Raw genomic sequence first — 14,768 nt, forward strand, 5'->3', positions numbered from 1 at the left:
CTGGATCCCAATAGAGCCAAATGCCTAAAATATTAATCGTAGAAGATGAACCGGAAATCAGAGAGATGATCCGCTTTGTATTGGAGCCAAAGGGATTTACTGTGTGCGAAACGGATAACGCCCAGGATGCTCGAAAATTACTGGCACACAATAGCTACGACCTGATCCTGATGGATTGGATGTTACCGGGTCGATCAGGCCTGGATCTTACTCGAGAACTTAAACAAAAATCCCCCTCATCAACACCAATCATTCTATTGACCGCAAAAACAGATGAATCTGACAAAGTCAAAGGACTCGACGGTGGTGCTGATGACTATATTACCAAACCATTTTCCACCAGAGAGATGATAGCGCGAATCAACGCTGTGCTACGAAGAGCTGGAAGCAAGGACGATCAACATGCAATCGAGTACCATGGATTACACCTCCACCCCGCAAAACATCTGGTTCTTGTCAATGACGCCCCACTCCACCTCTCTCCAGCTGAATATCGTCTACTCCATTTTTTCATGTCTCACCCAGATCGCGCGTATAGTCGACCACAAATCCTTGACCATGTCTGGGGTAATGATGTGTATGTTGATGAGCGCACTGTGGATGTGCATATTCGTCGCCTTAGAAAGCTGTTAACCCCATCCAGACACGATCGACTTATCCAGACTGTGCGCGGCGTTGGTTATCGATTTACGCCCCAATCATTTAGCCAAGAGCCAGAAATAGAGTGAGACACTACTTCAATATTGAACTCAGTCAGCTAACAGGCGTGCTACTGGTATTTTTACCATTTGGTTATCTATCTGATTCTCTAACCTTATCGTTACTACTGGGCATGACTGCCTACCTGGGTAAACATGGCTACTACCTGGTTAAATTAGCTTATTTGATCAACTACGCTAAACCGATCCCCCCCCCCTATCCTGTTGATATCTGGGGACTGATTTACAAAGAGTTGTCAAGACACAAATCAAGAAGCCGCAAACGCAAACGTACACTCAATCGTTTTGCTTCCCGTTTTAGAAAAGTCACAAATTCGATCCCTGATGGACTGATATTGCTCAATAAATCAGGAAAAATCGAATGGGCCAATCCAGCAGCCAACAGTCTCGTCAATATCAGTTGGCCACGCGACGAAAATATCTCTCTGGTAGAGAGAATCAAGCAGGAGACCCTGGCTGAGTATTTAAAGAATCCTGACTACTCCAATCCATTGGAATTTCCATCTCCCGCGAATAAAGCAGTTATCGTTTCACTTCGCGTCAATCGTTTTGGTGGAAAAAAGGCGCAACGTTTGGTTGTTATACGAAATATTACTGATGTCTATACCTTGAATCAGACACGTCGGGACTTTGTCTCTAACGTCTCTCACGAATTACGAACCCCACTGACCGTCATTACTGGATTTTTAGAAAATCTTTCAGACAATGAGATGCTGCCGATCCAAGAACGACCATTCGCTTTGATGAACCAGCAGGCCGAAAGGATGAATAGCATCATTAATGATCTTCTGGCTCTATCCCGACTGGAAATGGGTAGTGCCCCATCGGCGGATAAGCCAATTGCAGTGCCGGAACTACTGAATAGAGTCGTTGATCACGCACGAATACTGGCAGATCAGAAAGGTGGATACACAATTAACCTGCAGGTAGATGAAGATCTATTTTTATTGGGTGAAGAGAGTGAGTTAACCAGCGCCTTCTCCAATCTGATATTTAATGCGATCGTTCACACGCCGCCCGGGACAAAGATTGATATCAGTTGGAATAGAGATGGTAAAAGTGCTCGTTTTGCAGTCGTAGACAGCGGCCCAGGAATAGAGCAAAGAGATATTCCCAGGTTGACTGAAAGATTCTATCGGGCTGATAAGGCGCGCTCACGCCAATCAGGTGGGACCGGTTTAGGTTTGGCGATCGTTAAGCATATTATTGGCAGGCACGACGGAGAGTTACTGATTGTCAGTCAACTTGAAGTTGGCAGCCAATTCATCTGCCTGTTTCCAGAAGAGGTAATCCTCAATAAGGGGGAAATGAAAGTCTCTGAACAGAGTCCGTCTAAAAGCCTTGAGTCGACAATCTGAACAGACGCCGACACATCAGGATGTATGTGGTAAATGGGATAAGTAGCGGTGCATGTGAGTGAACCTAGACAACCAGGGGCAGCACCCACAAGCAACACCATCAAGGCCTATATAGAGAGCTATAAGGCCTGTATATTCACTGAAACAGTGAGGGGTAGACGAACTTACGCCGACTCTTCCTCTGCATTTTCCAATGAATAGGTATAGTTGATATTTACTCTGTCCCGCAACTCTTTGCCAGGTTTGAAATGTGGTACGTACTTGCCCGAAAGTGCAACAGTTTTTCCGGTCTTGGGATTACGCCCCATTCTAGGTGGTCTGAAATGCAGCGAAAAACTGCCGAAACCACGAATCTCAATCCGTTCACCAGATGCAAGAGACTGACTCATGTGTTCAATCATGCACTTCACAGCCAACTCAACATCCCTATAAGCAAGATGGCTCTGCTCCTTGGCAATTATTTCTATCAATTCGGATTTTGTCATTCTTGTAAGTTCTCCAATTCGCCGTTTATTAAGGGGTTGCACCTTAATTGTGCAACCCCTTATTCCCGGTTTCGGAGTCTCTAAGTTGCAGACTCCAGGATCTATCAGTCGCCCTGATTATCCATCTGCTCCTTCAGCAAGTCACCCAATGTCGGGGCACTGGTTGCAGCATCACGAGCATAGCCCTTGATTGCTGCGGCCTCTTCATCAGCATCCTTTGCTTTGATAGAGAGCGAAATGGTACGATTTTTACGATCGACTCCGATGAACTTCGCTTCAATCTCTTGACCATCCTTAATCATGGCACGGGCATCTTCTACCCGGTCCCTAGAGAGTTCAGAAGCCCGCAAGTATCCCTCTACGCCATCAGCCAGAGTGATAACTGCACCCTTTGCATCTACCTCAGTCACTGTACCTCTAACGAAACTGCCCTTTTCATTGGCTGCTACGAAGAGTGAGAAAGGATCCTGAGCAAGTTGCTTGATACCCAAGGAGATACGTTCACGTTCCGGATCTACAGAAAGTACAACAGTTTCAACTTCATCGCCTTTCTTGAAGTTACGAATAGCATCCTCACCCTCGTCATCCCAAGAGATGTCAGAAAGATGAATCAAACCATCGATACCACCGTCAAGACCAATGAAAATACCAAAGTCAGTGATTGACTTGATGCTGCCACTGACGTGATCACTTTTCTTGTGTATTGCTGCAAACTCATCCCATGGGTTGGGCTTGCACTGCTTGATACCAAGAGAAACTCGACGGCGCTCTTCATCAATATCCAGCACCATAACCTCAACTTCATCACCCAGAGAGACGATTTTTGAGGGGTGGACATTCTTGTTGGTCCAATCCATCTCAGAGACATGAACCAGGCCTTCAACACCCTCTTCAATCTCAACAAAACAACCGTAGTCTGCAATGTTTGTAACCTTGCCGAACATACGGGAGCTTTCTGGATAACGGCGAGCCAAGGCTACCCAAGGATCATCACCCATTTGTTTGAGACCAAGAGAAACACGATTGCGATCACGATCGAATTTCAAAATTTTGACATTGATCTCATCACCAATTTCAACAACTTCAGAAGGATGCTTAACGCGCTTCCAAGCCATATCGGTGATGTGCAACAGACCATCGATACCACCAAGATCAACAAAAGCACCATAGTCGGTCAGATTCTTGACCACACCAGTGATTTCCTGACCTTCCTGTAGGTTTTCAAGCAGCTTTTCGCGCTCTTCACTATACTCTTGCTCAACCACAGCACGTCGGGAAACTACGACATTATTGCGACGGCGATCGAGTTTGATCACCTTGAATTCGAGGTCTTTACCTTCAAGATAAGCGGTGTCGCGTACTGGACGCACATCCACCAGAGAACCAGGTAAAAATGCACGGATATCATTGAGTTCAACAGTGAATCCGCCTTTAACCTTGCCATTGATGCGACCAATGACGGTCTCTTCGGCTTCGTGGGCTTTCTCAAGCACTTTCCAAGCTTGGTCGCGCTTGGCTTTTTCACGGGAGAGTCTGGTGGCGCCGAAACCATCTTCAACTGCATCGAGAGCGACTTCGACCTCGTCGCCAATCTCTACTTCAATCTCACCAGAGTGATTAAGAAACTGGGAACGGGGAATAACGCCTTCGGACTTCAGGCCAGCATTAACGATAACAGCTTCGGATGTGATATCCAGAACGGTGCCAGTGATAATGGAGCCACTGCGAAGTTGAGTACTGGAGAGACTCTCCTCAAATAATTCTGCAAAACTTTCGGTCATGGGATTGGATTTCCTGCAACATGTCTGTTGCACAAGTGGAGCGAATTAACGAATTTGATCCACTAGATGTTAGAGTTAAAACAAAGCCGGGAACATCCCGGCCACCAGTTCTTACTGATACACTCCATTAATAAAGAGTGCTAAGTAGTCAGATCAGGCAGGACATTATTGACCTGCTGCATGACCTCGTGAAAAACCTGATCGGCTGTTAACTCAGTCGAGTCCATCTGCAAGGCTGCCGCCGCCGCCTTGAGCGGAGCCACAGCCCGTCCACTATCACGTTCGTCACGCTCTTTGATCTCTTCAGTAAGATCGGCGAGATTAACACCCAATCCCTTTTCTTTCAACTGTTTATAACGCCTTAACGCGCGCTCCTCCACACTTGCAGTAAGAAATATCTTTACTTCAGCATGAGGAAAAACCACGGTACCCATATCCCGCCCGTCAGCTACTAAACCAGGAGATTTGGCATAATTTCGCTGCCAATCCAGCAAAGCCTGCCTCACCTCCGGGATAGCTGCCACTTTCGAAGCTGCATTTCCAGCGGTCTCTGTGCGAATAGCGTCCGAAACGTCCTCATGACCAAGCCAGACCTTGCCCTTTTCGAATGAAAGCTCAAGACTGTGAGCAATTTCCACTACTATAGCGACATTTTCAACGCCAATAGCAGCACGTTCGACCGCCAACCCCAACACTCTATAGATTGCCCCGCTATCCAGCAGCCTCAAACCCAGGGCATTTGCAACCTTTTGTGCCAGGGTGCCCTTGCCAGAGCCGGAGGGACCGTCAATTGTGATTACCGGAACGGCCATTACTCGGCACTCTCGGTAATGGTTAAGCCTGTTTGGTTAGCCAAGGCTACAAACCCAGGAAAAGAGGTGTTCACATTCGCCACATCAGAGATTTCGATAATACCTGAGGCACCCAGGCCTGCCATTGCAAATGACATGGCTATTCGGTGATCTCCATGACTCACCACACGGCCGGAAGTTATTTTGCCACCTTGGATGGTAATTCCATCCTCTGTTGGTTGTGCTTGAATTCCCAGGGAAATCAGGCCGTCAGCCATGACTTGGATGCGATCACTCTCTTTTACCCTTAACTCTTCCGCTCCCCGCAGACGGGTTTCACCTTCTGCATAGGCGGCTGCAATAAATATCGCTGGAAACTCATCGATTGCCAGAGGCACCAATGATTCGGGAATATCAATACCTTTCAAGCGACTTGCACGTACGCGGATATCGGCAACCGGTTCGCCACCGATCTCCCTTTGATTCATCAGTTCGATATCTGCTCCCATCAGGCGCAGAATCGATATCACGCCGTCCCGAGTTGGATTGATGCCTACATGTTCCAGTAGCACATCGGATCCCTCTGCAATGGATGCACCAACCATAAAGAAAGTAGCTGAAGAGATATCCCCAGGGACATCGATTTCACACCCTTTCAGAGAGCCTCCACCTTGCAGGCAGATTTTTTCGCCATGACGGTAGACTGAATAACCAAATCCCTGCAGCATTCGCTCAGTATGATCACGAGTCGGAGCTGGCTCAGTCACACAAGTTTCACCCTCAGCATAGAGACCAGCCAGAAGAAGAGCAGATTTGACCTGAGCACTCGCCATAGGTAGTTGGTAATCAATCCCTTTGAGCTTTTGGTTTCCAGCTAGAGTCAACGGAGCTGTCCCCCCCTCAGCTGCATCAATTTTCGCCCCCATCTGACTCAATGGGTTGATTACACGTCCCATCGGTCGTCCGGAGAGTGAACTGTCTCCTGTCAATGTTACTGCCAGACCAGTGCCAGCCAAGAGACCGCTGAGTAGGCGCATGGATGTACCTGAATTACCCAGATCCAGAGGCTCTTGAGGTTCAACAAGCCCATCCATTCCGACACCATCGATGGTAACCTGACCCATTTCAGGGCCTTGGATTGTTACACCCATAGTGCGAAAGGCATTCAGGGTTGCCAGGCTGTCCTCACCTTCGAGGAATCCGTTGACCACGGTTTGACCCTCTGCCAGCGAACCCAGCATGATCGACCTGTGGGAAATGGATTTATCACCAGGAACGCGAAGGCTTCCTTTGAGTTTACCGCCTGGTTCAACACGATATTGTCGTTTTGTGCCTTGCAAAGTTTTGCTACTCATATTCCTAGGGCCTGTTAACACTAATTGAATATGGATTTTTCAAATTCGGGTGGTGAGGTTGAACTCACCCAAAGGTTGAGAAGAAAAATCACTTTTTGATTCATTTTGAGGATTTAACCCCATCCACATATCGATCCCGTGCACTTTTGGCTGATTCAAATAGCGCCAATAGACCACTCTCATCGCCCTTTTCCAGTAGTCCCGCCAAGCCATGCAACTCATTTGCAAACCCGGTCAACATTTCCGTCAAGGCCTTCTGGTTGGCAATACAGATATCCCGCCACATTACAGGATTGCTCGATGCAATACGGGTAAAATCACGAAACCCTCCAGCAGCAAAGCGGAAAATTTCATCATTCTCTTTCATCCGCGAGAGGCTATCCACAAGTGCATAGGCAAGCATATGGGGAAGATGACTGGTTGCCGCCAACACCTCATCGTGATGCTCAACACTCATTTTTGAAACATCAGCACCGCAATCGCACCAAAGTTGTTCAACCCGGGCAACTGCTTCCGGCCTAGTCTCTTTCAGAGGTGTCAATATCACTCTGCGATTACGGTATAACTCGGGAAAAGCAGCCTCAACACCGCTCCGTTCAGTACCAGCAATTGGATGTCCCGGTACAAAAAAGTCTGGCACACCCTGGAAAACCGCTTCAACATCAGCAACAACACTGCCTTTAACACTACCAGCATCGGTGACCACTACATTATCAGATAGATGATCTCGCATAGCCTCCAGCGCAGATCGAATCGCACCAAGAGGGATAGCGAGGAGCACCATATCAGCACCATTTACCGCCTGAGCAATGTCATGGGTATAGTGATCAATAACACCCATCTCTTCTGCTTTCTGCAGATTTGCACTGCCGCGTCCGCAGCCGACAACCTCTTTCACTCTGCCCTCTTCCCGAAGGGCCATAGCAACCGAACCACCAATCAGTCCAACACCAATTATTGCAAGCTTTTCGATCATCGTTGAAGTACCTCTTTCAATGCTGTGAGGAGTCGTTGATTCTCCTCCTCCAGTCCAATGGAGATCCTTAAATGATTTGGCATGCCATAACCGCTTAAAGGACGGGTGATACAGCCCAGTCTTAACAATGACTGATCAATGCTTGAAGCATTCTGCTGCAGATCCAGAGTAATGAAATTACCAACGGAAGGAATATAGGGGAGCGCCAATGAGTTGAAACCCTCACACAGTTGCGCCATACCTGCACTATTCAAGGCAACACTCTGTTCAATAAACAGCTGATCTTCCAACGCTGCCAATGCCGCCACTTGCGCCATGCTGTTAACATTGAAAGGTTGGCGCACACGGTTAAGCAGATCTGCAATCACTGGGTGGGAGATGGCATACCCAACTCTCAGCGATGCCAATCCATAAGCTTTGGAAAAGGTTCTGGTTACAACCAGGTTGGGAAATTCATCAAGCCAAAGTGAGGCGTCAGGATAGTCTGCCTCTTGAACATATTCGAGATAGGCCTCATCCAACACAACAATTGTGTTCTCTGGTACCTTCTTCAGGAAACTGTAGAGCAACTTCTCACTCAACCAGGTTCCTGTGGGGTTATTAGGATTGGCAATCCAAACCACTCGCGTATTCGCTGTTAAGCGCTGCAACATGGCATCCAAATCATGCCCATAGTTTTTGGCAGGTGCAGCAACCAGTTTTGCCCCGGCTGCCTGACTGCTGATCGGATAGACTGCAAAGGCATACTCTGAAAAGAGTGATTCACTTCCTGCTGCCAGAAAAACTCTGGCAACCATATCCAGCACATCATTGGATCCATTACCCAGAGTAATAGCAGATGGATCAAGCTGATGCTTTTCCGCCAACCGCTGACGTAATTCAAATCCACTGCCATCAGGATAACGGGCAAGATCTCTCATCGCATCATTGATGGCCTCTATTACCTTGCCGCTCACGCCGAGAGGATTTTCATTCGATGCCAGCTTAATAGAGTGGCTGATACCCAACTCCCGTTCCAACTCCGCAATCGGCTTACCAGGTACATAGGGGGTTAACCCCCTGACTCCGGGAGAAGCATGTTCTAAAAACGGGAAGTCTGAACTGGTCATTATCGGCTGTTATTCGAAGGTTATGGAATCAACGGACTCAAAGAACCGCTTTGGGATACGAACCCAGCACCCTGAACTGGGTTGCTGCCTGTTCTATTTTCTTCAATGCCGCTGAAAGATTGGCATCATCTTTATGCCCTTCGACATCAATAAAAAAAACATAATCCCAACGCCCGCGTCGCGAGGGTCTCGATTCGATGCGGGTCATACTGATGTCATGTTCAGCAAATGGACTCAGCATCTCATGCAAGCCACCTGCCTTATTGTGAATCGAGAACAGGACTGTGGTTTTATCCCTGCCGCTGGCAGCAACATCCTGCTTTCCAATAACCAGAAAACGTGTGGTGTTTCCCGGTTCATCTTCAATATTGGTAGCCAACTGATTTAATTGATAGATCTCTCCAGCAGCTTCACCAGCAATAGCCGCCGCACCAGCTTGTTGGGATGCCAATCCTGCAGCCTCGGCATTGCTACTGAGAGGAAACCGTTCGGCATTGGGCAGATGTCGATCCAGCCATCCTCGGCACTGGGCCAGGGATTGTGCATGGGAGTAGACCTTATCAATCTGTTCAAGGTTATTCTCCATACTCAATAGCTGATGATTGATACGAAGGGTAACCTCACCGCAAATCAGCAGTGGTGAATTGAGAAAGCTGTCCAAGGTATGGCTGATTACCCCCTCAGTCGAATTCTCCACGGGCACTACACCATAGTGACAAGCTCCCGCTTCCACATCACGAAAGATATCACCGATCGAATTCAATGAGTGGGTTCTTACTGAGTGACCAAACTGCTTCAGAGCTGCAGCCTGTGTATAGGTGCCATCAGGTCCGAGAAAAGCCACATTCAGTGGCTGCTCCAAGGCAAGACAAGCAGACATGATTTCACGAAACAGGCGAGCAACCTCTTCACCATTGAGTGGACCCTGGTTGCGATCCTTGACGGCTCTCAATACCTCGGCTTCTCGCTCTGGTCGATAAAACTCCGCCAGAGGATTAGCGTTCAATTTTATACGCGCTACTTCCTGTGCCGCCTTCGCACGTTCGTTGATCAGCTGCTGCAGCTGAAAATCGATTTCATCAATCCGCTCGCGTATGCTTTTTAGCTTGGCATCATCGTTCATGCATTGATCCTGGTGGACAAAAGTCCTCTATCAAGCTTCTCCACTTAAAGAACGAACAGATAATACACCTTCGATGGATGCTAATGTTTCTATAAGTCTATCACTGGGCTGCTGGTCAACATCAAGCAGTGTCACTGCCACACCATCACGGGACTTATTCAGCATATCGAGGATATTCAAGCCTTCATTGGCTAAATCCGTAGAGATCTGACCAACCATATTCGGTACATTATTATTCACCACTGCTATCCTAAATCCACCGTTTCTTGGCAGATTTATGCTGGGAAAGTTAACAGAGTTGGTGATATTTCCGTTTTCAAGATAGTCCTTGACCTGTTCTGCCACCATGATGGCACAATTATCCTCTGCTTCCTGAGTAGAGGCGCCTAGGTGAGGTAGAGTGATTACTCTTGGATGTGCTTTAAGCAGGTTACTGGGGAAATCACAGACATAAGCGTAAAGCTGACCACTATCCAATGCCTCTACTGCAGCCTCGTCATCAATGATGCCATTCCTGGCAAAATTAAGCAGGACCGAACCAGACTTCATTAATTTCAGGCGTTCTGAATTAATCATATTGGCTGTGGCATCGGTGAGTGGGACATGAAATGTGACAAAATCAGACTTTGAGAGCAGGTCATCCACACTCAGCGCCTGTTCAACCTCTGAAGCCAGTTTCCAGGCACTTTGTACTGTGATTGTCGGGTCATAACCAATTACGTTCATACCCAGCGCACGACAGGCATTGGCAACTTTAACACCAATCGCACCCAGTCCGATAACACCCATGGTACGCCCAGGCAATTCAAACCCGACATAATCCTTTTTACCCGCCTCAACCTGCTTGGTAATCCCAGGATCATCACCTTCTATAGAGCTGGCGAAACGCCACGCCTGCCCCAGATTTCTGGCAGCCAGTAGAGCACCGGCCAGGACCAACTCCTTTACCGCATTTGCATTAGCTCCCGGTGCATTAAACACCGGAATGCCTTTTGCCGTCATATCAGAAACAGGAATGTTGTTGACCCCGGCTCCTGCGCGCCCGATCGCCTGTACCGTCTCAGGTATCGCCATATCGTGCATTTTGTAGGAACGCAGTAAGACTGCATCGGGATGGGTAACCTCCGATGCTACTTCGTAACTCTCACGTGGCAGGCGATCCAAACCAGCTACGGAAATATTATTCAGGGTCAAGATTTTATACATGCTATCTCTCAGTTTTCTTCTGCGCCACAAGGCGTATTTCTATAAAACGGCAATCTATATCAGATAGATTTGGCCAGCTGATGTAGAGAACAGATGAACTATCCGTTTACCCTCTCGAATTCAGCCATGAACTCGATCAGGGTCTGCACCCCGGCTTCCGGCATAGCATTGTAGATACTGGCGCGCATACCACCAACTGAGCGATGCCCTTTCAAGGTCTTCAGCCCCTCTGCACTCGCCCCTTCCAGAAACTTGCTGTCCAGCTCCGCATCAGCCAGTGTAAAGGGAACATTCATCCATGAACGACTCTCAGGATTCACCGGATTAGCATAGAAGTCAGAGTTATCGATTGCGCTATAGAGTGCATCAGACTTACGACGATTGATTTCAGCCATCGCCTCGAGCCCACCTTTTCCCTGTAGCCATTTAAACACCAGGCCTGCCAGGTACCATCCGTAGGTAGGCGGCGTATTGTACATTGAGCCATTGTCACTGTGAGTGGCGTATTGAAACATCACTGGTGTGGTGTCTGCGGCTTTTCCTATCAAGTCTTCACGGATAATCACCAGCGTCAGTCCGGCAGGGCCAATATTTTTTTGTGCGCCCGCATAGATAATTCCGTATCGAGAAACATCTATTGGCCGGGAGAGAATGGTCGATGAGAAATCAGCTATCAGAGGGACGCCATCAGTCTCCGGAATATAGGGAAACTCCACACCCTGAATGGTCTCGTTGGGTGTGTAGTGTAGATAAGCCGCATTACCACTGAGTTGAAGTTCAGACTGGCTTGGTGTGCTAGTGAACTTTGACTCTTCAGTAGTCGCAGCAATATTCACGTCTGCAAATCGCTTAGCCTCAGCAATTGCCTTTTTTGACCATGAGCCTGTATTGATGTAGTCCACTTTAGAATCAGTACTGGCCAGATTCATCGGTATCATTGCAAACTGACTGGAAGCACCGCCCTGTAGAAACAGCACCTTGTAGTTATCTGGAATATTCATCAAGCTGCGCAGGTCAGCTTCTGCCTGCTCAGCGATTGACATAAACTCCTTACCTCGGTGACTCATCTCCATCACCGACATACCAGCGCCATGCCAATCCAGCATCTCTTCTTTGGCCTGTTGTAGAACCTCTTCCGGCAACATCGCCGGACCGGCGCTGAAGTTAAAGACTCGTGACATCTTAGCCTCTCAATTTTGGTCTATAGAAACGGCCTGCCCCATGCGGTTCAGACCAATTAGTTATGAAATAGTGGGTTATTCAGTAGTGTCATCCGATTCAGAGGATTCACTCTCTGAGTCATCGCCTTCTGTATCATCATCGAGACTCTCGACACGTTCGATTCCGATCAGCTTCTCGTCATTACTGAGCCTTATCATGATCACCCCTTGGGTGTTACGGCCCATTTGAGAAATCTCAGCGACCCGGTTACGCACCAGGGTACCGCCATCAGTGATCATCATCACTTCATCCTCATCTGTCACCTGAACCGCACCGACCACATTACCGTTGCGGTCTGAGGTTTGGATTGAGATAACGCCCTGACCACCGCGACCATGTATAGGATACTCAATTATAGGTGTGCGTTTACCGTATCCATTTTCTGTGACCGTTAGCACATCCCCTTCGGAAGCAACGATCAGTGAGACAAGACTATGTGAATCCTCCAGACGAATACCACGAACACCACAAGCGGTGCGACCCATGGGGCGTACATTGGATTCAGAAAAACGTACCGCTTTACCACTACTGCTGAACAACATGATGTCCTGCTTGCCGTCTGTGACAGAGACACCCACCAGCTTGTCACCATCGCGCAATTCCAAAGCAATGATGCCATTCGCTCTGGGTCTGGAAAAAGCTTCAAGAGATGTTTTCTTTACGGTACCGGAAGTGGTGGCCATAAAGACATAGCGATCATCGTCATATTCACGCACTGGCAGGATTGCATTGATCTGCTCGTCGCTACCCAGAGGCAGCAGGTTGACAATAGGCTTGCCACGGGCATTTCTTCCAGCCTGCGGCAGCTCGTAGACCTTGAGCCAATAGACCTTACCCATGTTTGAGAAACAGAGAATCGTGTCGTGGGTGCTGGCAACAAATAGCTTATCGACGAAATCCTCATCCTTGGTAGCTGTGGCTATCTTTCCTTTTCCACCTCGACGCTGAGCCTGATAGGTACTCACCGGTTGGGCTTTGGCATAACCGGCGTGGGACAGGGTAACAACCACATCTTCCTCTGTGATCAAATCTTCCAGAGTAAGATCCAGACGGGTCTGGATGATCTCTGTACGACGCTCATCACCATACTGTTCAAGTATCTCCAGCAACTCATCCCGTATCACTTGCATCAAACGATCAGGGCTGCCGAGAATATCGAGAAGATCAGCTATTTTTTCCAGTAGATCTTCGTATTCCTTAATAATCTTGTCTTGTTCAAGACCAGTCAGACGATGCAGACGCAATTCCAGTATGGCCTGGGCCTGTACTTCGGTGAGTCGATACCCCTCAGAGGTCAGCCCAAATTCATCTGTCAGCTCTTCGGGTCTTGTACTTGAAGCACCGGTACGCTCTAACATCGCCTCCACAGCACCGGACTGCCAGCAGCGTTCCAACAGCCCTTTTTTCGCTTCTGCAGGACTGGCGGCCTGTTTTATCAGCTGGATCACTTCATCGATATTGGCCAGGGCGACAGCCAGGCCTTCCAACACATGAGCCCTGTCTCTGGCTTTGCGTAGCTCATACAGAGTACGTCGGGTCACCACTTCACGGCGGTGTCGTATGAAGAACTCCAGCAACTGTTTCAGATTCAGCAATCTTGGACGGCCATCGACCAGAGCAACCATGTTGATGCCGAAGACACTCTGCATCGCGGTCTGTTGATAGAGGTTATTAAGCACCACTTCGGCCACTTCACCGCGCCGCAGCTCGATGACAATACGCATACCGTCCTTATCGGACTCATCTCGCAACTCAGTGATGCCTTCGATTCGTTTCTCTTTCACCAGCTCGGCGATCTTTTCGATCAGTCGCGCCTTATTGACCTGATAGGGCAACTCATTAACGATGATGGTCTGTTTGCCATTGCTCTCATCGGTTTCAATCTCAGAGCGGGCACGCATGTAGATGCGTCCGCGGCCGGTATGGTAGGCCTCATGAATACCGTTGGCGCCATTGATCAGGCCATAGGTGGGGAAATCGGGGCCTGGCAGGTAGCTCATCAACTGATCGATTGAGATGGCCGGATCATCAATCACTGCCACGCAGGCATTGACAACTTCCGTCAGATTGTGAGGCGGTACATTGGTCGCCATGCCTACTGCGATACCGGCTGAGCCGTTCACCAGGAGGTTGGGTACACGGGCAGGCAATACAGAGGGTTCATGCTCCGTTTCATCGTAGTTGGCGATGAAATCAACTGTCTCTTTGTCGAGATCATCCAGCATGGTGTGAGCAATACGAGCCATGCGAACTTCGGTGTAACGCATCGCAGCAGGCGAGTCGCCATCCACTGAACCGAAGTTACCCTGTCCGTCGATGAGCATGTAGCGCATGGAAAAAGGTTGCGCCATGCGAACAATGGTGTCGTAGACCGCTGTATCACCATGGGGGTGATACTTACCGATAACGTCACCGACGATACGGGCAGACTTTTTGTAGGCTTTGTTCCAGTCGTTACCCAGCACGCTCATGGCATAGAGCACGCGGCGATGAACCGGTTTGAGTCCGTCGCGGACATCAGGTAGCGCCCTTCCCACGATGACGCTCATGGCGTAGGCGAGGTAGGACTGCTGCATCTCATCTTCGAGATTGACGGGGAGTACTTCTTTAGCGAATTCTGTCATGAGTTATGGCTAGCTTCCTA

At 48.6% G+C, this 14,768-nt stretch carries 12 protein-coding genes; 2 read left to right on the plus strand and 10 right to left on the minus strand.

What is annotated here, in order from left to right:
- The first annotated feature begins 20 nt into the window (after positions 1–20).
- The gene (phoB, locus tag AC4IE7_RS11505; RefSeq protein WP_490776987.1) at positions 21–728 is read left to right on the plus strand and encodes a phosphate regulon transcriptional regulator PhoB; all 708 of its coding nucleotides are present in this window, start codon (positions 21–23) and stop codon (positions 726–728) included.
- The gene (gene phoR / locus AC4IE7_RS11510) at positions 725–2,077 is read left to right on the plus strand and encodes a phosphate regulon sensor histidine kinase PhoR (RefSeq protein WP_490776988.1); all 1,353 of its coding nucleotides are present in this window, start codon (positions 725–727) and stop codon (positions 2,075–2,077) included. The genes phoB and phoR overlap by 4 nt, the downstream gene beginning before the upstream one ends.
- Positions 2,078–2,241: 164 nt before the next feature.
- Here phoR and ihfB read toward each other — a convergent pair whose 3' ends face one another.
- The 10 genes from ihfB to gyrA all read right to left on the minus strand — a co-directional run bounded on the left by ihfB (position 2,242) and on the right by gyrA (position 14,748).
- Entirely contained in the window at positions 2,242–2,562 is a 321-nt protein-coding gene (gene ihfB / locus AC4IE7_RS11515) for an integration host factor subunit beta (protein WP_490776989.1), read from the minus strand.
- Between the two features lie 104 nt (positions 2,563–2,666).
- Entirely contained in the window at positions 2,667–4,343 is a 1,677-nt protein-coding gene (rpsA, locus tag AC4IE7_RS11520; protein ID WP_490776990.1) for a 30S ribosomal protein S1, read from the minus strand.
- 140 nt (positions 4,344–4,483) lie between these two features.
- Positions 4,484–5,155, minus strand: coding sequence for a (d)CMP kinase (cmk, locus tag AC4IE7_RS11525; protein ID WP_490776991.1), 672 nt, complete (start codon positions 5,153–5,155; stop codon positions 4,484–4,486).
- Complete coding sequence (gene aroA, locus AC4IE7_RS11530; RefSeq protein ID WP_490776992.1) at positions 5,155–6,489, minus strand: 3-phosphoshikimate 1-carboxyvinyltransferase; 1,335 nt, start codon at positions 6,487–6,489, stop codon at positions 5,155–5,157. The genes cmk and aroA overlap by 1 nt, the downstream gene beginning before the upstream one ends.
- A gap of 100 nt (positions 6,490–6,589) precedes the next feature.
- Complete coding sequence (locus tag AC4IE7_RS11535) at positions 6,590–7,465, minus strand: prephenate dehydrogenase (RefSeq protein ID WP_490776993.1); 876 nt, start codon at positions 7,463–7,465, stop codon at positions 6,590–6,592.
- On the minus strand, positions 7,462–8,574 hold the full coding sequence (gene hisC / locus AC4IE7_RS11540; RefSeq protein ID WP_490776994.1) for a histidinol-phosphate transaminase: 1,113 nt from the start codon (positions 8,572–8,574) through the stop codon (positions 7,462–7,464). Before hisC ends, AC4IE7_RS11535 begins: the two co-directional genes overlap by 4 nt.
- Positions 8,575–8,611: 37 nt before the next feature.
- Positions 8,612–9,697: a prephenate dehydratase gene (gene pheA, locus AC4IE7_RS11545; protein ID WP_490776995.1), complete on the minus strand. Its 1,086-nt coding sequence runs from the start codon at positions 9,695–9,697 to the stop codon at positions 8,612–8,614.
- 30 nt (positions 9,698–9,727) lie between these two features.
- Positions 9,728–10,903 carry a 3-phosphoglycerate dehydrogenase family protein gene (locus AC4IE7_RS11550; RefSeq protein ID WP_490776996.1) on the minus strand — a complete coding sequence of 392 codons (1,176 nt, stop codon included), beginning with the start codon at positions 10,901–10,903 and terminating at the stop codon, positions 9,728–9,730.
- Positions 10,904–11,001: 98 nt separating this feature from the next.
- Positions 11,002–12,084, minus strand: coding sequence for a 3-phosphoserine/phosphohydroxythreonine transaminase (gene serC, locus AC4IE7_RS11555; protein ID WP_490776997.1), 1,083 nt, complete (start codon positions 12,082–12,084; stop codon positions 11,002–11,004).
- 75 nt (positions 12,085–12,159) lie between these two features.
- Positions 12,160–14,748, minus strand: coding sequence for a DNA gyrase subunit A (gene gyrA / locus AC4IE7_RS11560; RefSeq protein WP_490776998.1), 2,589 nt, complete (start codon positions 14,746–14,748; stop codon positions 12,160–12,162).
- Positions 14,749–14,768 lie beyond the last annotated feature (20 nt).

This window comes from Candidatus Thiodiazotropha sp. AKAK3, assembly GCF_058244645.1.